Origin of the sequence: Enterococcus sp. HY326, from assembly GCF_026157065.1 — a bacterium.
Lineage (GTDB): Bacteria > Bacillota > Bacilli > Lactobacillales > Enterococcaceae > HY326.
Genome location: NZ_JANLGQ010000006.1, coordinates 75,073 through 92,642, shown reverse-complemented (window position 1 = coordinate 92,642; position 17,570 = coordinate 75,073). Strand labels below are relative to the sequence as shown.

Genomic DNA, 17,570 nt, shown 5'->3' with positions numbered 1-17,570 from the left:
TAAAAGCCAAGGCAAAGCTCATCCCTTTGCTTTGGCTTTTTTCACGATTGTCTAGACAAACAAATTTAGCTATAATATTTTTGAGGTGGAAAAAATGCCAAAATACGAAGAAATCGCCAATACAATTAGAAACCGCATCAAAAGTGATATCTATCCGCCTGATTCGCTATTGCCAAAACAAATTGATCTGGTCAAAGAATTTTCAGTCAGTCGTATGACTATCCAAAAAGCCTTAGATATTTTAACCCTTGAGGGATTGTTGACTTCTAAAAAAGGAGTGGGGACGACTGTTTTGCATCAGCCTCTTTTAACCAAGGACACATCCACACTTTCCGAGTATGGTGGCTTAAGTCAGGAAATGGCCGAAGCCGGCCGCAAACTGATCAGCCAAGTCATTGAGTTCAGCGTTGAATTTCCTGATGATATCGTCCAGGAGCGACTGCATATCACTGAAGAAGAGCCGGTGTATAAAATTGTTCGTTTGCGCATCGTTGAAAACGAGCCCTTTATTTTGGAGCACACCTATATGCCGATTCACTTGATTCCAAATTTAAAAAAAGAAACCTTGGAGTCCTCTATCTATCAATATATTTTAAATGAGTTGGGCTTTAAAATTACCGGAGCCTATCGCACTATTCATGCTGACAAAAGCAGCAGCTACGATCAAAAATATTTAAACTGCGGCGAGCATGACCCCGTTTTAGAGATTCGCCAAATTGTCTATCTACAAAATGGCCAACCCTTTGAATATTCCCGCAGCCGCAACCGCTATGATGTTAGAGACTATTCTTTTTTAGATTTAAAAAAATAAAAAAGTCTGCCAGTTCGGTCCTCATTTTTTGAGAATCAGATGGCAGACTTTTTAATTTTTTATCAGCTAAAGCAGATGACTATCATCAGGGAAATCCTTCAAACCGAGCCAACTCTTTGCTAATTTTTAACACCACGGTAACTAGATTCAAAAAATTTAACAGCAATCATGGGTTTTAACTCTCTAACCAAAAGAAAAATAGCTTTCCAAAATTAGCAATATTTTTGGAAAAATTTCTAGTAACTAGTCTGCCCCTTGTTCGCCATTTTCAAATTGTTTTACCATATACAAATGATGCTCATGGAATAATCTTTGCTCCAAATCCACCGTGCTTGCCCAAAAGATGGGTTCTTTTTCAACTGGTTCAGCGATTTTTCCAAGTAGCTGACAGTCATAAAAATAACCGATATTATGCTGTGACCACTCAGGATATTGTGGTGATACCCAATGCTTTTCAGCTTGTCCCAAAAAATCACCAACACGAGCTGAAAAACCTGTTTCCTCTAAAATTTCCCGCTGAAGGGCAGCAATTGGCTCTTCCTTTTCTTCGAGGCCTCCGCCAACTAAAAACAAATAGCCATCCGCTGCGGCGACAGTCAAAAATTTTTGCTGCGCATTTTGAATAATCCCATAGGCGCCGATTCTTTTTCTATACTCTAGGCGATGATTTCTTTTACCAAAAGATTTCATGTGGCACCTCTTTTCTTGGATTTGTAGTTATAAACTTGGTTTTTTCGAGAATAGCATGGATGTGATTGCTTTAAAAATACCATCATTAGACTATTCTACCGCCAAAACATCCTATTTTACCAAATAATATTTTCTCCTTAAAAATTTTTATTAAAAAAATCCCCCTCCCCTTAAATGATTTTCCAAACTAACCAGTTTATTTAGGTAAGGAGAGGGGCGTATCAAAATGCAAACGAAGCCAAATTACAATTTGCTGTATGTAACGCAGTTTATTTGTTCGCTATTTATTGTGGTGGTTCACAGCGGGACTCTGACGGAAAATCCTGAACTTCACTTTGTGATTAAAACGATGATATGCCGGGTGACTGTGCCCTTTTTCCTCGTTGTGAATGCCTTTTTTTTCAGACAGAAAAATGCTGAGGAACGCAAAATTTGGCTGAAAAAAATTTTGCAGACTTATCTTTCCTGGTCACTGATTTATTTGCCATTAGGTCTGCAATTTGTCCAACAAGAACTCAAGCTCAGCGGTCTGCTGCTGATTCCCGCAGCTCTGGTTGGCTTAGTTTATACGGGAATTTATTATCATTTATGGTATTTTCCGGCTCTTTTATTTTCCCTTTATATCGTCCCAAAATTTTTACGAAGGTTCGGCTATTTAAAATTGGCTGTGCTCCTTTTATTGCTATATATTATAGGAGCCAGCGAAACGTATTCTGCCTTTATTACCATGCCCTTTTTAAGAAATATTTTGAACGGCTATCTTGCCCTCTTTTTCACCACAAGAAATGGAGTATTCTTTAGTTCGATTTTTATTTTGATGGGCTTTTTCATCGCCGATCATTTTGAAAAAATCCAACGACAAAAAAGCGTCTTGACGATTGGTTTATTAGCTAGCTTTATCCTGATGGCCATTGAGGGGCCACTGATTTACGCCAATCAGGGGATTGATAAGAATTTCCTCTTCTTTTTACTGCCGCTGCTGTTTTTTGGCTTTCCTTTGCTACTAAAAGCCTCATCTAAGAACAGCCTCAAGCCATTAAAGAAAGCTGGGCAATTTATTTTCTTTGTCCATTTGCTTCCGATTGAAATATTCAATACACTAACCATGACAGGCAATGAAGTCACAGCCAATTTAGGTTGGACACGCCTATTTCTGGGGATTTTTATCCCTATCTTGCTTTTGCGAATTGGGCATATGCGAAAAAGGCGCCAAGGCAATACCATTTTTTTAGAAAAAGCTAAATGATTTTTCAGCACAGACTGTTTTTTTAGTTGAGGGGATGAATGATGTGACGCAACTGCGGGATTATTTGCTAATTAGACGCATCCGGGCCGGCGATGATGACGCCTGGGAGGAGTTAGTCAATCTATATTATGGAACAATTTACAGCTATTGTTTTCGCCGCTGTTATGGACAGCGGCAACTAGCAGAGGATTTGACTCAGGAAATCTTTTTGAAGTTAATCAAAAATCTGGAGCACTTTCAGTTTACTGGCAAGTTTTTCAACTATCTTTTTACGATTGCCGTCAATACCTGCAACAGCTATTATCAAAAGAAAAATTTTGACTATGCTGAGCTTCATGAAAATATTGCTGAGCAAGCCGAAAACGAGGCGGCTCTAAAGCATTTGGTTGCCGCAGATACGGCCGAAGAGCTGCAAATTTATTTAGATGAGCTGCCGGATATGCAAAGAGAAGCCTTGATTTTAAAATATTTCCATCAGCTAAAGGTCAAGGAAATCGCTAAAATTACCGAAGTCAGCGTTCCCACTGCCCAGTCCCGCATCAATCAAGGGCTGAGCAAACTTAAAAAAATGCTGGACAGAGAGGAGTTTCATTTTGAATAAAAAATTAACTGAATTATTACAGCCTCAAGAGTTACCGATAAATGAAGCCAAAAAATCTCAGCTGCTGGAACTCGGTCGCGAACAACTGGCACAACAGCAAGCCACACGTTTTTCCTTTTGGCAGCTCTTTAAAATCACTTTACGCTTTATCTCCTTGAAATTTTGGCTGGCACAGCTGTTGGTTTTAGGCATCTTGCTGGCTTATCTATTATTAATGATGAACAATCAAGGCGCTGAGTCGGGCTTTGTTGCCAGCTACGCCGCAATTAACAGCAGCATCAGCATGCTGACCTTGCTGTTTCTTTTTAGCAATATTTTGATTTTCGGCAATCTGGTCACACCTTTTCTTCACGGGATGGCCCCGTTAGAGCAAACTTTAAAATACAGTTTGCGGGAACATTTAATCATGAAACTAATCGTTTTCGGCCTTTATGATTTGTTGTTAGCCATAGCAATTGCCTTATTTTCTGAATTCTTTTTAGCATTGCTATTTTGGCAAATCGTACTGTTTCTCCTTGTCCCTCTTAATTTATTATCTTTATTATTGTTGAGTCTGCTGACAATAGGGCGACAAAAAATTCTCACTATTGGGAAATGTCTGGTTGTCGGTTTATTTATCGGTGCTTTTCAAATCATCGCCTCCCGCACGGATATTTATCAACTGCCACTGTTGTTCTGGAGTATTGCGTATCTGCTGACAGCCGGGGTTTTGGGGCTGCTACTCTATCAAAATTTCCACAAAAAGAATTGGGGGCAAAATTAATGGAATTATTATTAGTCGATATCAGTAAAAACTACGACGACCAGCCCGTTTTAAAAGACATCACGATGCGTTTGTCTCCGGGCATCTACGGTTTTTTAGGGGAAAATGGCGCTGGAAAAACGACCCTGCTGCAGATTTTGACTGGCTTAACCAAGCCCAGTCAAGGGGAAGTTCTCTACAACTCCAAAAATATTTTGGAAAATTTGGCGGCGTTTCACAGTGAGTTAGGCTTTTTACCACAGGATTTTAATTATTATCCAGAATTTACCGGCCTGAAATTTATGCTCTACTTGGCAGTGCTAAAAGGGCTTAATAAAAAGGTAGCCAAAAAGCGCTGCCTAGAATTATTAAAATGGGTGGGCCTCAGCAGTATGCAAAATAAAAAAATCAAGAAATACTCTGGTGGCATGAAACAGCGGTTGGGTATTGCACAGGCTTTGATTAATGATCCAAAAGTTCTCGTCTTGGATGAGCCTACGGTCGGACTGGACCCGAAGGAACGAGTCAAGTTTCGCAAGCTACTGAGCTCTTTTTCCCAAGAAAAAATTGTCTTGTTATCAACCCATATCGTCTCAGACATTGAATACATTGCCGATGAAATTTTTATTTTAAAAGATGGTCAGATTGCAAACCACGGCACAGCGGCGGAGCTGGTTGCCTCTGTTGAAAATTTTGTCTGGGAAGTGGTTGTCACGCCGGCTGAATTAAAAAAATTCAGCGCCAAGTATCCCATCAGCAATCAAAAAAATGAGGACGGCACAATTATTTTACGGGTTCTCACTACAAAAGCGCCTGCAGCCAATGCTCAGCCAGTCCAGCCAACCTTAGAAGACCTTTATCTCTATTATTTTAGGGAGGAGCAAAGCGATGATTGACCTAATAAAATTTGAAATGGCAAAAATTACTAAGGAAAAAATTTTTGGCGGCGCCTTTTTGATTATGCTGATTGTTGTCTTAGCCGTGATTGGCGCCACCATGTATGGTACAAATTTAATTAGCGGCACAGAAGGTGAGCGTTATGCCGGTCAAGAAACTGCCGACCGAAATGCAGAAATTGCCAACGCTTATGCCGGCGATTTAACGGATGCAAAAATTGCCGATATTTTAAGTGCCTATTTACAATCTACGCAAGAAAACAAACGGCAAATAGCGGCTGGCGAAGACAATCGAGATAATTTTTTTGCGGCTTTTCCGTATCAAATTCAAAACACCTTTATTTCAGACAAGCGGGAATTTGCCCAGCAAATTGATGCCGCTTTTGAAGAACATCAAACCCTCAGCCTCTCAGATATTAATTATTATTCCATTGAGGATTTGAATTTCTATGGTGCTAAAAATGGTACCTCACCAGTGCAAATGGGCAATAACTTACCTTGGAGTCAACTATTGGAAACGGTCGGCCGGGCTTTTTTACCGTTGGCTTTATTTTTGATTTTAATTTGCGCTAATTTGTTTTCCATGGAATTCTCCCGCAATACCATGCCTGTGGTGGCCACTACTAAATTTGGTCCCACCAAGATGATTTATGCCAAAATCATCACTGCTTGCGTCATCACTATCAGTGTCTATTTGCTTTTGCAGGTCGTGATTTTTCTGAGTTTTCTCTATCTTTATGGACTATCTGGTTGGCAGGTCAGCATTCAAGCCAATTTTCCCTGGCGCCTGTTTGATTTTCCAATTTTGCTAAATCAAGTGCAAGTGTTACTGATTAGTTATGGCGTGCAACTCGCCGCACTTTTGGCAACCGTTGGCTTTACAAGCATAATTGCCATTTTCGCCAAAAATCCCTTTAACTCTCTGGCCATTGCTTTAGGTGTCTTTTTTGCTCCGCAGCTGCTGAGGGAATTTATCCAAAATGGCATTGTCGCCAAATTTTTAAACTTATTTCCGATTAACAATGGCGACCCCGGCACGTTCTTTCGAGCCTTAGCCTCAGGTGAAACTTTTTTTACAGATAATTTTCTTGTCAACATCAGTCTTTTATTAGCCTTTTTCTTATTAGGCAAACTGCTTTTTGACGCCATTATCTGCTGGCGGATGAAGCAATTGAATTTTTCTTAAATTTTTTAAAAGTGGCTGTGGTATTAGTCTTGTCAACAGATGGAATCCCAAATTTTTTTACGACTGCGTCCAGTAGGTCCTCGTCGTAAATCCTCAAGATTGATGTTGCTTGTCAGATATTGTGTAGGAATCAGTTCTGTTTTAACTAATGTCCCAGCTTCTTTTGCTGCGTTGGAAAAAAGTTTGCCCCTTGCCGTCAGTCTGCTATCATAGACAAAAAGCGAGGTGTTTGGATGATTAAAGGAAAACAATTAAAAATTGGCGACACAATCGCCTTTATTAGCTTATCAGCAGGGCTAGCCGGCATTCCGGCGCTGGCGTACCGCTGGCAAATTGCCAAAGAACGTCTTGAAAAAATGGGCTATCATGTTGTGTTGACCGAAAATGCTTTACAGCCGCCAGAATTTTTGCAGGCTCACCCAGAAAAAAGGGCAGCTGATTTAATGGCCGCTCTAAAAAATCCTGACATTGATGCAATATTTTGCATGGTCGGCGGAGCGGACACTATTCGCCTGTTACCGTATATTGATTTTTCTGTTATCAAAGCCCAGCCAAAAATTTTTGTCGGCTACTCTGACACCACCATCAATCATTTTATGTTTTACCATGCTGGCGTGACCTCCATTTATGGGCCTGCTGTGTTCACTCAATGGGCTGAAAATGTTCAGCTCAGCGACTACACCACCCAACATTTTTTTGATTTAGTTGCCGAAAAAAAAGTCCCGTTGCCGCTTGAAAGCGCGCCGGTTTGGACAAGTGCCATTCTCGATTGGAACAATCCTGAGAATCAGCTGGTCCCAAGAACTTGGCAGCCAGAAACCCATGGTCATGAATTTTTACAAGGCAGTGGTAAAGTTTCCGGCACCCTTTTAGGCGGCTGTCTGGAAACTTTCTTTATGATGATGGGCACAAAAATTTGGCCATCAGCGACTGAATGGCAGGGGAAAATTTTATTTATTGAAACCTCTGAGATGAAAATCTCACCTGAATGGCTGCAAATTTTTCTGCGGGGGCTAGCCGCCCAAGGAATTTTCCATCAGCTTAACGGCATCTTGATGGGCAAGCCTCAGGATGAAGAATATTATCAAGAATATAAAGATGTTCTCCTTGAAATCATCAGAGATGAATGCCAACTACCCAACCTAGCAATTGTCTATAATTTAAATTTCGGTCACGCCGATCCAATCGTCAGCTTACCTTTTGGCTGTGAAGTCGAAATTGATTGTGACCAACACACGGTTGCCTTGATGGAGGCAGCAGTCGAATAAAAAAAGAGCCACTGTTCAAAAGCGAATCAATAAAGTGACCCCCAAAAGTTTGACTAAAATCTAACTTTTGGGGGTCACTTTAGCTGATAAACAGACGGCTTTTTTATTTATTTTCTAAAAAATCTTCAATAATACGCAGCTCATGCAACGCCACTTCTTTTGGCAACTGATCCAAAGGAAAAAAACGGCAGTCGGTACTTTCATCCGTTTCTTTCAAAATCTCTCCGCTAAACTTTTCAATCAAATAGCTGGAAGTCACAAAAGAACAGGCGTCACCATTGGGATAAGTATAGAAAAAATCCGCCCCGCCAAAAACATTCAACAGATTCAAATCTTTTTCCTCTGCCACTAAGCCAGTTTCCTCTAGCAATTCTCGACAAGTGGTCGTTTTCGGATGCTCATTGATTTCGACAGAACCCGCCGGCAATCCCCATAAACCATTATCGCTCCGTTGAATAAAAAGCATCTGCTGATCCTTCAAAACAATACCACAGGCTCCCGCCACCACCAGAGGCCGACTGCCAATCTCTTTTCTTAAATCTAATAAATAATCTGCCATAATATCGTCCTCTTTAATTTTCCAAATTTTTATCTAATTGTAGCATATGATTTTTGCAAAAATATTTAATGCATAGTTTTGTTTGGGGATTTATGCTATAATTTATATATGTCGTGACACGACATGTCGGGAGGCGAACTACTTTGTTTGAAAAATATATTCCTATGACAGAAGCCACTTGCTATATTTTGCTATCAATTACGCTGAAAAAAAAACATGGCTATTTAATAATGCAGCATGTGAAAGAAATGACAGACGGAAAGATTACTATCGGCAATGGTACTTTGTATGGCATTCTTAATCGAATGGTTGAAGATGGCCTGATAACGGCTGAGATGATAGATCAAAAAAAAATATATACTGCAACTCCTTTAGGCAAAGAAATCTTATTAGCTGAACAACACCGCTTGAAGATGTTGCTGAAAAATTTTAATACGCTAGTAGCTGATTGAAATTGGAGGGATTAATATGGGTAAAAAAACTATTATACCGTTCAGAAATTTAGTTTTGAAAAGGGAACTCAACTATCTTGAAGAACAGGCAGAACGGGGCTGGCAGTTGGTTAATAAAGGTTCTTTTTGTTACCACTTTAAAAAGATTCCGCCCCAAAAACTAACCTATGGAATTGATTTATTGCCGCAGGAATTAGCTAGTATCGCACTAGATGATTGGACGGTGATAATTAATCAAAAAATTCGTTTTAAGAAAATGCACAAGATTTACTACATCGCCCAAAATCCCAATACAAGATTACTACAGGATGAAACCATTCTGCTGGATTACTATAGTCATTATGGTTCTCGCTTTCTCACACTGGCCAATTGCTCAATTCTGCCGCTTATAATGTCTTGGGTGTTGGCTACAGCCGCCATCAAATTACCTATTTTTGTTTATATTGCAGCTTGTTTGTTGGCAATTCCTTTCTACTATTTCATAAGGTCTTACAGTGCGTGTGAATCTGCTGAACAAGAGATTCGCACCGACCGTGGTTTGTTATCCGGATTTGAACCGAACTATATTTTAGGATTTAAAAATTTAACTCCACAACAGCAACCCGCAATCAGCTCAACATTAAAGCAATTGGGACAGGTTCAAAAGATTAATAATCGTTATTATCGGCTAAAATCGCCCCTTAATAAAGCTGAGTTATTTGAAGAGATTGTTGCTCTGACCCACATTGATAGGCAAAATCTCACTTTAGTCAATCTGGGAGATTTCTATGTCATGATTTAAAAGCACTACTTCCTAGATAGTTTCTGCTACCTCGCTTTTCTTAAATTTCATTACTGTCGCCTATGATATAATTAAGAAAACAGCAAGACTCGCTGAATTAAAGGAGAACAACAATGGCAATTTACGCAAACAGTATTCTGACAAATGGACCGCTCTTGATTATCTCAGGACAAACTCCGCAAAAAGATGAGCTGATTCCCGATTCGATTGAAGAACAATTAACCATTGTCATTGAAAAAATCGCTGCTATTATAGCTGAAAATCAAGCGAGCCTTGAAAAGATTGTCAAAATGAATGTTTATCTCACGGATGCTAGCTATCTGCCGGCCCTTAGAGAAAAACTGAGCGCTTTTTATGGTGAGCATCAGCCGGCTATGACATTGGTGATTGTCGCTGGACTGATTCATCCCAAATTTAAAGTTGAAATTGATGCCATGGTGGCTGTGGAAACAAGTGATTAACCAGTCTTAGAAGGTCTAAAATATATGATTTTTGTCATTTTTCTGTTATCAGTTTTCATGAGCTCCAATTCGACTTATCAGGCTAAGGTTTCTTTGGCAAAATCTGGTAGACGATTATCAAAATTGGCAATAGATTACCAATCTTTAACGTTGAACAAGCAAAGCTTCTCAGAATTACTCGTACAAGTTAGGTATAGAAAAAATCTGAAACCCATCAAAAAGTTAGTCCACCAGTCTAACTTTTTGATGGGTTTTTACTCTTCCTCCTCATACAATAACTTAAACCTTAACAACTTTTCTCAACAAATCCTCCTTCATGACAAATGTCATAAATAGTCATGACGAAAGCTTCTTAATTCAGCGGCAGAATTTCGCTAAACTTAGCTTATCAACAAGAGATGAGGGAGCGAAAATGAAAACAATCGTCAAACTAAATCAAGTGTCTGTGACATTTAAAAAGAAAAAGGCCTTAGCCAATTTGGATTGCGAGCTATTCGCCGGCGAGGTCGTCGGTCTAGTTGGACCCAATGGTGCCGGCAAAACGACTTTGATGAAAACCATCTTAGGTCTGGTGCCAGCGAGTCAAGGCAGTATCATAGGCCAAGAACAAAAGATGGCTTCATTGATTGAACAACCTGGCCTTTATCCATTTATGACAGGCCTTGAGCATCTGGAATTATTTTCTGATCAGAGCTGTAATCAGTTAGAAATTGACCAGCTGATTCAGCTGCTGGACCTGACAGAATTTATCAATCAAAAAACGAAAGATTACTCACTTGGCATGAAGCAACGTTTAGGAATTGCCTTAGCGTTATTAAACAAACCGCAGTTGGTGATTTTAGATGAGCCGATGAATGGACTCGATCCTTATTCAGTCAAACTTTTAAAAGAAGCCATTTTGATTTATCGCAAAGCGGGCATTAGCTTTTTGATTTCCAGTCACATTTTAAGTGAGCTGGAACAAATCGTCGATCGTGTGCTTTTGGTAAAGGCTGGCGAGCTTGTCGAAAATGTAGAACACCCAGAATTGTTGAATGATTTTGAAGAAGGCTTATTAGCCAAATTAGCTTAAGGAGCGGATGACTATGACAACGACTATCAAACAAGAAGTATTTAAACTAGCAAAGCAACAACTAATTATGAAACAAAGCCTTGCATTGACTCTTTTAATTATCGGTATGGCCCTCGTCACCAAATTTGGAAATTTTGAATTGCTGACAGCTGAAAACTTGGTCCCAACTTTATTTAACAGTAGCTGGTTGATTGTCTTTTCGATGGTTTATCTAGCCAGCCAAATCTTTTCGATGGAATTTCGTTTTGGAACAATCAAAAATATGCTGCAAAAAGATGGCAGCCGCTCAAAAATATTCTTCAGCAAATTTTTGCTACTGATAGGCTATTCCCTTTACCTAAACTTTTTGGCAATGATTTTGACGGTGGCTGTCAGTCTGATTTTATTCCCAGAAGTTTCGTTAGAACAAAGCGCTATCTGGCAGACGCTACTGACAACAGTCGGTGCTGGTTTTGTTGGCATGTGGCTGTTTGCCAGCCTATCTTTGATGATTTCATTAATCGTGCAAAATGAATCTTTGGCAGGAATGTTAGGGCTGATTTCTTATTTCATGTCCTCTATGCTGGCAGGCGTCCAATTCTTAGTATTGGATCAGGCCGCTTGGCTCAAATGGGATCCCTTCAACATGCTAAACTTGGCCAATCAATTGGCAGACAGCAGCTTGTCTCAGATGACCTTGTTATCAACTGGTCAACTGATTATCGGAAATTTTGTTTACATCGCTCTCTTCATTTTAATCGCCAAAGTGGTCTTTCAACGGAGAAAAATTTAAATAATATTGCTAAAAAATGGCTTTTCGTTTTTAATTAAAGTAATCAGCTGGAAAGGATGGCCTATGCAAAAATTTCACTTATTCCCAAAGGGCGAAACTGTTAGCTCCATTATCTGGATGCTCTTTCTCCTAATTCCAATTATGTCATTATTTCCATATGATACGTTTCAACGGCAATTTGCCGGTGTTTTATTACTACTATTTGCTTGGTGCTACCGCAACACTTTATTCCACGGCAAATATTTTTATTACTGGCTACTACTACAATATCTGATTGCCTGGTTTTATACTTTGAATTTAGGTTATGTCTATCTTTTTATGTTCCCTGCTTGGCAATTGGGCTTTTCCCCGCTACGCAAACAACAATTTTGGTTGTTTTATGGCGGTCAGCTAGCACTGATGCTTTCCGGCATGCTTTTAGGTCCGTTGCAAAATCCGGCTTTCGGCGGCAATCAATTAATCATGAGCATTGCCTTTAGTTTATTTACCGCTGTAGCGCCACTGGCTGGGCAGGAATTTTATCAGCAACAGGAGCAACGCAAACAGCTTTATCAAGCAAATAAACGGATGGAGTCTCTGATAAAAGGTGAAGAGCGCAACCGGATTGCCCGTGAACTTCATGATTCCTTGGGCCAATCTTTATCTGTGATGACGATTAAATTAGATTTGACACAAAAAATTCTCACTAAAAAGCCTGACTTGGCAAAAGACGAGCTGAAGGAGGTGGAGCATTTATCCCGCTCCACTTTGAAAACTGTCCGAGAAATTGTTTCCGATATGCGTAGGCGCTCCATTCCAGAAGAAATGGTCGACATCAACCAAGCGTTGACTGCAGCTAAAATTATTTTAACCACAGAAAACGAAGAACTGGCTCAGTCACTAGGCAGCCATCAGCAGACGGAATTAAGCAGCATTTTACGGGAAGCTGTCACCAATATTATCCGCCACAGCAAAGCAACCTATTGCAAAATTATTTTTCAGCAGACAGATGAATGGCTGCAAATTAGCATTCAGGATAACGGCATCGGTGCTAAAAACTTAATTTCTGGAAATGGGCTGACAGGCATGCAGGAACGAGTCCAAAGTTTGCAGGGCACGCTGGTCATTCAAGATGACCATGGCATGCTATTAAGAATTTCTTTGCCGCTAGAATATGACAGCACGGATGAATAAAATAGTTTTTGGCGCATAAAAAATTTCCCAACATGTGCGAAGCATTCTCCTGTTTGAAGCTAGAGGAAATAATGGTTCGCAACTTATTTAAAAATATTTTTTCATTTCTTGCTGTCACAGTAAATTAATTTGCATTATAAAATTATTCGGAAAAATGGGAGGTTGAAGATGATTAAAGTATTGATTGCCGAGGACCAAGGTGTGCTCTCCTCCGCTTTGGCGATGATTTTAAATCTGGAGGAGGATATTGAGGTTGTGGGGACCGCCAAAGATGGCGTTGAAGCCAGCTTGCTGCTTGCCAAATATCAGCCGGATGTCCTGCTGACAGACATCGAGATGCCCCAGAAAACGGGATTGGACTTGGCGTCAGAATTACAAGACAGTCCGATTAAGGTCATCATTTTAACCACCTTTGCTCGGGACGGCTATTTTGAAAAAGCCGTCGCTGCTAAAGTTGCCGCTTATCTCTTAAAAGATACCCCCAGTGAAGAATTAATCGAGCATATTCGCTCAGCGATGGCAGGCAAAACTTTTTATGAGCCGAGCCTCATCACCGGCTATATGAACAATCAAAAAAATCCCTTGTCGCAAAAGGAGCAGGAAATTTTAGCTTTGATTTCCCAAGGCGCCACCTCTAAGGATATCGCCGGCCAGCTTTATCTATCCGATGGCACCATTCGCAATTATATTTCAGAAATTATCAGCAAACTAGGTGCTAAAAATCGCATTGATGCTGCCGCTAAAGCCAAGGAAAATGGCTGGCTCTAAATTTTTGATTTTCCTGTTGAGTAGTCTGCTTAACTGGGAAATAATTTTTCTATGTGCAACTTCTTGAGCATCGCTGTTCTTTGGTCAGCGGTGCTCTTTGTCACGCCGCCAAAGCTGAGCCATTTCCGTTTTTTGATGCCCAATTGTTTAACCGTCGCCCCTAAAAAAACTTTTTTAATTGGATTGCCGCAAACATATTTTAAATACCACGTCGGTGATGTAGCCGTCGTGATAATTGTTAAGCTGGAAATATTATCTAATAATCCTTTGACACCAGTCTTAGTGACTTGATAAGCAAATGTCATTTTCATGACTTTGTCGAAAAAGCCCTTCAACATTGCCGGCAAATCATTCCACCAAATCGGTGTAATCAATAAAATTTGATCCGCCTGCCGAATCATCTGCTGATACTTGGTGACCAGCGGATCGCAAGTCGCTCCGGTTTTGAAAAGACTCAATTCCTCAGTTGTATAGCTCGGATTAAATTGATCTTGATACAAATCAATCAACAGATATTCTTGCCCCGCACTTTTTAAATTCCCCAACACTTTCTCTAAAATGGCGTGATTAAAACTGCCCGCATAAGGATGACAATAAACGATTAGCTTTTTAGGCATTTTTCTCTCCTCCATCCAGTAAGTCCGACAAGGTTCGTTCAATTATTTCCGGCTGCACGATAAGCACACCACGGCTGGCTAACAATGAGTAGCCCTGTAAAAATGCCCACAGTCGTGCGCTCAATGAGGACAAACTCTCCGCCAAATTAAATTCTTCACGGGCCTCCTCAACATACTTTAGAAACACCGTATAAAGTGTTTGTGATTGAGTATCGTTTGCCACTTGCTTGCTATAGGGACTAAAAAATAAAAACTCCATCTGCAAAGGCTCTCTCGCTAATTTCTGAAATAAAAATCCAGACAGCTGCCGCAAACCAGCCTTCCCGTTATTTTCAGCGGGGAAATTTTTTTGATATTCCCGCAAAACTTCCTTCGCCAGCTCATCTAACACCTGTTGAAACAAATCCTCTTTGTTGGCAAAATGTTTATAAATATTGGCCGCTGAAACCCCGCTAGCCTGCGCAACTTCCCGCAAAGAAATTTCCTGAAAGCTCTTCTTTCGCAAAAGATAACCGGTCTGTTGTAAAATTTTTTCCTTTGTATCTGTTTTTCGCAAATCTTCCATAAAATCCTCCCATAAAAAAGGTTAACGACATTACCGAAAAAACGATAACACCGTTAACCTAAATTTGTCAAATCGAAGAGAACCTCCCAACGAAAAATTTCCTCCACTTACTTTCTGCTATAATTAAATTTACTATTGAAAAAGGACATGCCTATGAACATAACTATCACCGAAATAAATCAAAACCAAGTTGTCGGCTACCAGCTGACTCCTGAAGAAAAAATATCAATTGGTACCGTCATTATTTTCGGCGGTTCTGAAGGCAGCTGTCGCTTAGACTTAGCCAAAAAAATTTGCGAGAACGGCTATGAGGTATTCGCCCTTTATTATTTTGGCAGACTTGCTTTAGCCCCAACCTTAGACAATGTCGAAATCAGCTTTTTTTCGCAAGTACTGGAATTTTTAGGCCCACAGCACCATGCGCCCATCACGCTCCTCGGCCTTTCGCGAGGGGCCGAGTTGTGCCTAATTTTGTCTGCCTACTATCTTGAAATCAAGCAGCTAATCTTAGTTTCTCCTAGCAACTACTTTTTTCCCGGACAAGCTTTGCAGGCGGCTTGGGCTTGCCAAGGCCAAGCCTTGCCCCACGTTCCAGTACCAAGAAGTTTCATTTTCAAAAATTATTTTAAACGGAAGCGTCCCAGCATCGCCATTTTTGAAGAACTACTATCTCAAACTCATGAATTAGAACGGTATCAAATTCCTGTCGAAAATTTTTCTGGTGAAATGTTATTATTTTCCGGTGGACTCGACCAGACTTGGCCTGCCTCTACCATGGCTCAGAAAATTGCCAGCCGAGCGCAAAATGCTCAGCACTTTCATTATCCCCGTGCCGGACATAGTTTTATCTATAACTTTTATGACGGGCCTGATTGGGAAGCCGACCTTTTTGCTGACCACCAAAGCTGGCAGATTATACAAAAATCTTTAGCTCAGTGGCATAAGAAAAATTTGTAAGGGAAGAAGAAAGTCCATTTTTGGAGAGAGAAAGAAGTAGCGCAGATCCTTTAATGCTAGTTCAAAATTTTTTACCTTTGTTGAGAAAATGACGAGCTAATTTTTTTTGGGACAAATAACTAATAAAACATTTTGTCTGGAATCGCTCCTCGAATGCCGCCTTTTGGCTCAGGTGTGTCGCCCTTATACCGAGGAATGAGGTGGCAGTGGCAATGAAATATCGATTGCCCCGCTACTTCTCCACAGTTAAAGCCAATATTGTATCCGTCTGGATTTTCTGTTTCCTCAAGAAAACTCTTGCAGGTTGCAAGCAACCTGTCAATATCCAGCTTTTCAGAATCCGATAAAGCAAAATAGTCTGCTTTATGTTTTTTGGGGATGATTAAAATGTGCCCTGGCGAAACAGGATTTTTGTCAAAAAAAGCCCGAGCTGAGTTATTTTCAAATAGAATCAGAGTTTGGGCAAGTTGGCAGAAAGGACAGTTTTCCATGTGTATAATCTCCTTTTTTTAATACGATTAGTATATCTTAAAAATCTAGCAGCCACAGCTACTTTCAAATTTTTGGACACAGGTTGTAAAGCGACTTTAATGATATCATGACAGAATTGGAATACTTTACTGATTAAAGCTGCAGAAAAGCTCATTCACTACATAAGTCCTAATAATTTCAGATGTGGTATTGTGTGATATTGGTAAGGTGGTTTCCAATAAAATTGTGGGAATTCTTCCCGCAAATTATGTTTCATAATCGGTAGTTTGCGGCACGTAGTTAATGAGAGAAGTTTTGGTAGAGGTTTTGCTTGAAATTTTATCGAAAATTAGAGTTTTTTATTCTCTCCCAAAAACATTCGTTTTTGATACACAAGAATAAACAAATAATCCACCAAGAATTGTCTTGGTGGATAGTAATTTTTATGAGTAGATGAAATCCGTCGTTAGTGGACTAAGATAACATGCACTAAATTTGTAAAAAGTATTTTTGCAAAAACATGAATTCGTTTATAAAAAATAATCTTTGATTTCATCAACTAAGAAATCTTCAATTAGTTTAACTGAATGAATATAGCTGCCTTTTTTCAACATTTCATGACAAGAAATAAATGACCAATCCATTTCTTTTCCACGATAACGCGGATTATTTGCATAAACAACACCATCAATATGTGCCCATATAATTCCAGAACTACAGAGCGGGCAAGGTTCGAAAGTACTATACAGCCAATATCCTTTTGGAAGAACTGCTGTATTTAGTATCTGACATGCCGACCTAATTGCATTAATCTCCGCATGACCTGTTGGGTCATTATCAGTAATTACTGTTGTTCTTCCTAAAGAAACTATCTCAAAATTATTATTGATAACCGCTGCCATAATTGAGTTATTTTTTCGTTGTAGATTGATCAAATCTCTCATAATTTTTTTATTAGGATGTTGTTGATTCATATATAATCCTCCTGCTATCAATTTCAACGCTATATTTATACTAACTTTACCTTCATGCAAGCTCAAAGTTTTGTTACTGAACAAACATTTTTAATTTCGCCGATTGTAAAATTAAGCTAGACAACTAAATCCGTCATTTATTGACAGTTCTCTCATTTCCTCTTTTAAAGTTTCCAGTTACTTTTGCCAAAATTAATTGAGTTTCTTCAATTGTTGCTTTGTCTAATCTTTTCAATAATTGGGCAGATTTTTTTCCTTTAAGAATCATCACTTGCTTTCCATAATGATAAATAAATACTTTAGCATCTTTTTTTACGTCATAAGTAAAAGCATTTTCTTGAACTAGTTTCTCTATACTCACGAAATCCCTCCTAATATTTAAAACAATTCAGCCAGCTACCTCTGGTGGTGGTAATTCTTCTAATTCAAGTGCAATCTTACGAATATTCTCTGCATAAGGACTATCGTCATCTTTAAACCAATTTCTATTGTTTGGTGGCTTATTCGT

22 protein-coding genes are annotated in these 17,570 nt (G+C 39.5%); 15 read left to right on the top strand and 7 right to left on the bottom strand.

Features of this window, described 5'->3' with window-relative positions; all coding sequences use genetic code 11:
- Window positions 1-94: 94 nt before the first annotated feature.
- Complete coding sequence (locus ORH16_RS15025; protein WP_265459668.1) at window positions 95-811, top strand: GntR family transcriptional regulator; 717 nt, start codon at window positions 95-97, stop codon at window positions 809-811.
- Between the two features lie 243 nt (window positions 812-1,054).
- Here ORH16_RS15025 and ORH16_RS15020 read toward each other — a convergent pair whose 3' ends face one another.
- The gene (locus ORH16_RS15020) at window positions 1,055-1,501 is read right to left on the bottom strand and encodes an NUDIX domain-containing protein (RefSeq protein WP_265459666.1); all 447 of its coding nucleotides are present in this window, start codon (window positions 1,499-1,501) and stop codon (window positions 1,055-1,057) included.
- Between the two features lie 226 nt (window positions 1,502-1,727).
- On the opposite strand from ORH16_RS15020, the gene ORH16_RS15015 reads away from it, so the two are divergent.
- The 6 genes from ORH16_RS15015 (at window position 1,728) to ORH16_RS14990 (ending at window position 7,440) form a co-directional block, all read left to right on the top strand.
- On the top strand, window positions 1,728-2,747 hold the full coding sequence (locus ORH16_RS15015; RefSeq protein ID WP_265459665.1) for an acyltransferase family protein: 1,020 nt from the start codon (window positions 1,728-1,730) through the stop codon (window positions 2,745-2,747).
- 34 nt (window positions 2,748-2,781) lie between these two features.
- Window positions 2,782-3,348, top strand: coding sequence for an RNA polymerase sigma factor (locus tag ORH16_RS15010; protein ID WP_265459664.1), 567 nt, complete (start codon window positions 2,782-2,784; stop codon window positions 3,346-3,348).
- Entirely contained in the window at window positions 3,341-4,111 is a 771-nt protein-coding gene (locus ORH16_RS15005) for a hypothetical protein (protein ID WP_265459663.1), read from the top strand. The genes ORH16_RS15010 and ORH16_RS15005 overlap by 8 nt, the downstream gene beginning before the upstream one ends.
- Window positions 4,111-4,986: an ATP-binding cassette domain-containing protein gene (locus tag ORH16_RS15000; protein ID WP_265459662.1), complete on the top strand. Its 876-nt coding sequence runs from the start codon at window positions 4,111-4,113 to the stop codon at window positions 4,984-4,986. Before ORH16_RS15005 ends, ORH16_RS15000 begins: the two co-directional genes overlap by 1 nt.
- Complete coding sequence (locus tag ORH16_RS14995; RefSeq protein ID WP_265459661.1) at window positions 4,979-6,172, top strand: hypothetical protein; 1,194 nt, start codon at window positions 4,979-4,981, stop codon at window positions 6,170-6,172. The genes ORH16_RS15000 and ORH16_RS14995 overlap by 8 nt, the downstream gene beginning before the upstream one ends.
- 233 nt (window positions 6,173-6,405) lie before the next feature.
- The gene (locus tag ORH16_RS14990; RefSeq protein WP_265459660.1) at window positions 6,406-7,440 is read left to right on the top strand and encodes a S66 family peptidase; all 1,035 of its coding nucleotides are present in this window, start codon (window positions 6,406-6,408) and stop codon (window positions 7,438-7,440) included.
- 103 nt (window positions 7,441-7,543) lie between these two features.
- Here ORH16_RS14990 and ORH16_RS14985 read toward each other — a convergent pair whose 3' ends face one another.
- On the bottom strand, window positions 7,544-7,999 hold the full coding sequence (locus ORH16_RS14985) for an NUDIX domain-containing protein (RefSeq protein WP_265459659.1): 456 nt from the start codon (window positions 7,997-7,999) through the stop codon (window positions 7,544-7,546).
- Between the two features lie 143 nt (window positions 8,000-8,142).
- Here ORH16_RS14985 and ORH16_RS14980 point away from each other — a divergent pair, with 143 nt between their 5' ends.
- The 7 genes from ORH16_RS14980 (at window position 8,143) to ORH16_RS14950 (ending at window position 13,478) form a co-directional block, all read left to right on the top strand.
- Window positions 8,143-8,451, top strand: a complete 309-nt coding sequence (locus ORH16_RS14980) for a PadR family transcriptional regulator (RefSeq protein ID WP_265459658.1) — start codon at window positions 8,143-8,145, stop codon at window positions 8,449-8,451.
- 16 nt (window positions 8,452-8,467) lie between these two features.
- The gene (locus ORH16_RS14975; protein ID WP_265459657.1) at window positions 8,468-9,232 is read left to right on the top strand and encodes a DUF2812 domain-containing protein; all 765 of its coding nucleotides are present in this window, start codon (window positions 8,468-8,470) and stop codon (window positions 9,230-9,232) included.
- 113 nt (window positions 9,233-9,345) lie between these two features.
- Complete coding sequence (locus ORH16_RS14970) at window positions 9,346-9,693, top strand: RidA family protein (RefSeq protein ID WP_265459656.1); 348 nt, start codon at window positions 9,346-9,348, stop codon at window positions 9,691-9,693.
- Between the two features lie 412 nt (window positions 9,694-10,105).
- Window positions 10,106-10,765 (top strand): ABC transporter ATP-binding protein, encoded by a 660-nt coding sequence (locus ORH16_RS14965; RefSeq protein WP_265459655.1) that lies wholly within the window; start codon window positions 10,106-10,108, stop codon window positions 10,763-10,765.
- 13 nt (window positions 10,766-10,778) lie between these two features.
- Window positions 10,779-11,537: an ABC transporter permease gene (locus ORH16_RS14960; protein ID WP_265459654.1), complete on the top strand. Its 759-nt coding sequence runs from the start codon at window positions 10,779-10,781 to the stop codon at window positions 11,535-11,537.
- A gap of 63 nt (window positions 11,538-11,600) precedes the next feature.
- On the top strand, window positions 11,601-12,710 hold the full coding sequence (locus tag ORH16_RS14955) for a sensor histidine kinase (RefSeq protein ID WP_265459653.1): 1,110 nt from the start codon (window positions 11,601-11,603) through the stop codon (window positions 12,708-12,710).
- A 168-nt stretch (window positions 12,711-12,878) separates the two neighbouring features.
- Window positions 12,879-13,478 carry a response regulator transcription factor gene (locus ORH16_RS14950; protein WP_265459652.1) on the top strand — a complete coding sequence of 200 codons (600 nt, stop codon included), beginning with the start codon at window positions 12,879-12,881 and terminating at the stop codon, window positions 13,476-13,478.
- Between the two features lie 29 nt (window positions 13,479-13,507).
- Here the strand turns inward: ORH16_RS14950 and ORH16_RS14945 are convergent, their stop codons facing one another.
- Together ORH16_RS14945 and ORH16_RS14940 are read right to left on the bottom strand one after the other, a co-directional pair.
- Complete coding sequence (locus ORH16_RS14945; RefSeq protein WP_265459651.1) at window positions 13,508-14,095, bottom strand: NAD(P)H-dependent oxidoreductase; 588 nt, start codon at window positions 14,093-14,095, stop codon at window positions 13,508-13,510.
- Window positions 14,088-14,660, bottom strand: coding sequence for a TetR/AcrR family transcriptional regulator (locus tag ORH16_RS14940; protein ID WP_265459650.1), 573 nt, complete (start codon window positions 14,658-14,660; stop codon window positions 14,088-14,090). The genes ORH16_RS14945 and ORH16_RS14940 overlap by 8 nt, the downstream gene beginning before the upstream one ends.
- A 153-nt stretch (window positions 14,661-14,813) precedes the next feature.
- Here ORH16_RS14940 and ORH16_RS14935 point away from each other — a divergent pair, with 153 nt between their 5' ends.
- The gene (locus ORH16_RS14935; protein WP_265459649.1) at window positions 14,814-15,617 is read left to right on the top strand and encodes an acyl-CoA thioester hydrolase/BAAT C-terminal domain-containing protein; all 804 of its coding nucleotides are present in this window, start codon (window positions 14,814-14,816) and stop codon (window positions 15,615-15,617) included.
- A 119-nt stretch (window positions 15,618-15,736) separates the two neighbouring features.
- Here ORH16_RS14935 and ORH16_RS14930 read toward each other — a convergent pair whose 3' ends face one another.
- From ORH16_RS14930 to ORH16_RS14920, 3 genes are all read right to left on the bottom strand, one after another.
- Window positions 15,737-16,108 carry an HIT family protein gene (locus ORH16_RS14930; RefSeq protein WP_265459648.1) on the bottom strand — a complete coding sequence of 124 codons (372 nt, stop codon included), beginning with the start codon at window positions 16,106-16,108 and terminating at the stop codon, window positions 15,737-15,739.
- 510 nt (window positions 16,109-16,618) lie between these two features.
- Complete coding sequence (locus ORH16_RS14925) at window positions 16,619-17,062, bottom strand: nucleoside deaminase (protein WP_265459647.1); 444 nt, start codon at window positions 17,060-17,062, stop codon at window positions 16,619-16,621.
- Between the two features lie 133 nt (window positions 17,063-17,195).
- Window positions 17,196-17,423 (bottom strand): hypothetical protein, encoded by a 228-nt coding sequence (locus ORH16_RS14920; protein ID WP_265459646.1) that lies wholly within the window; start codon window positions 17,421-17,423, stop codon window positions 17,196-17,198.
- Window positions 17,424-17,570 lie beyond the last annotated feature (147 nt).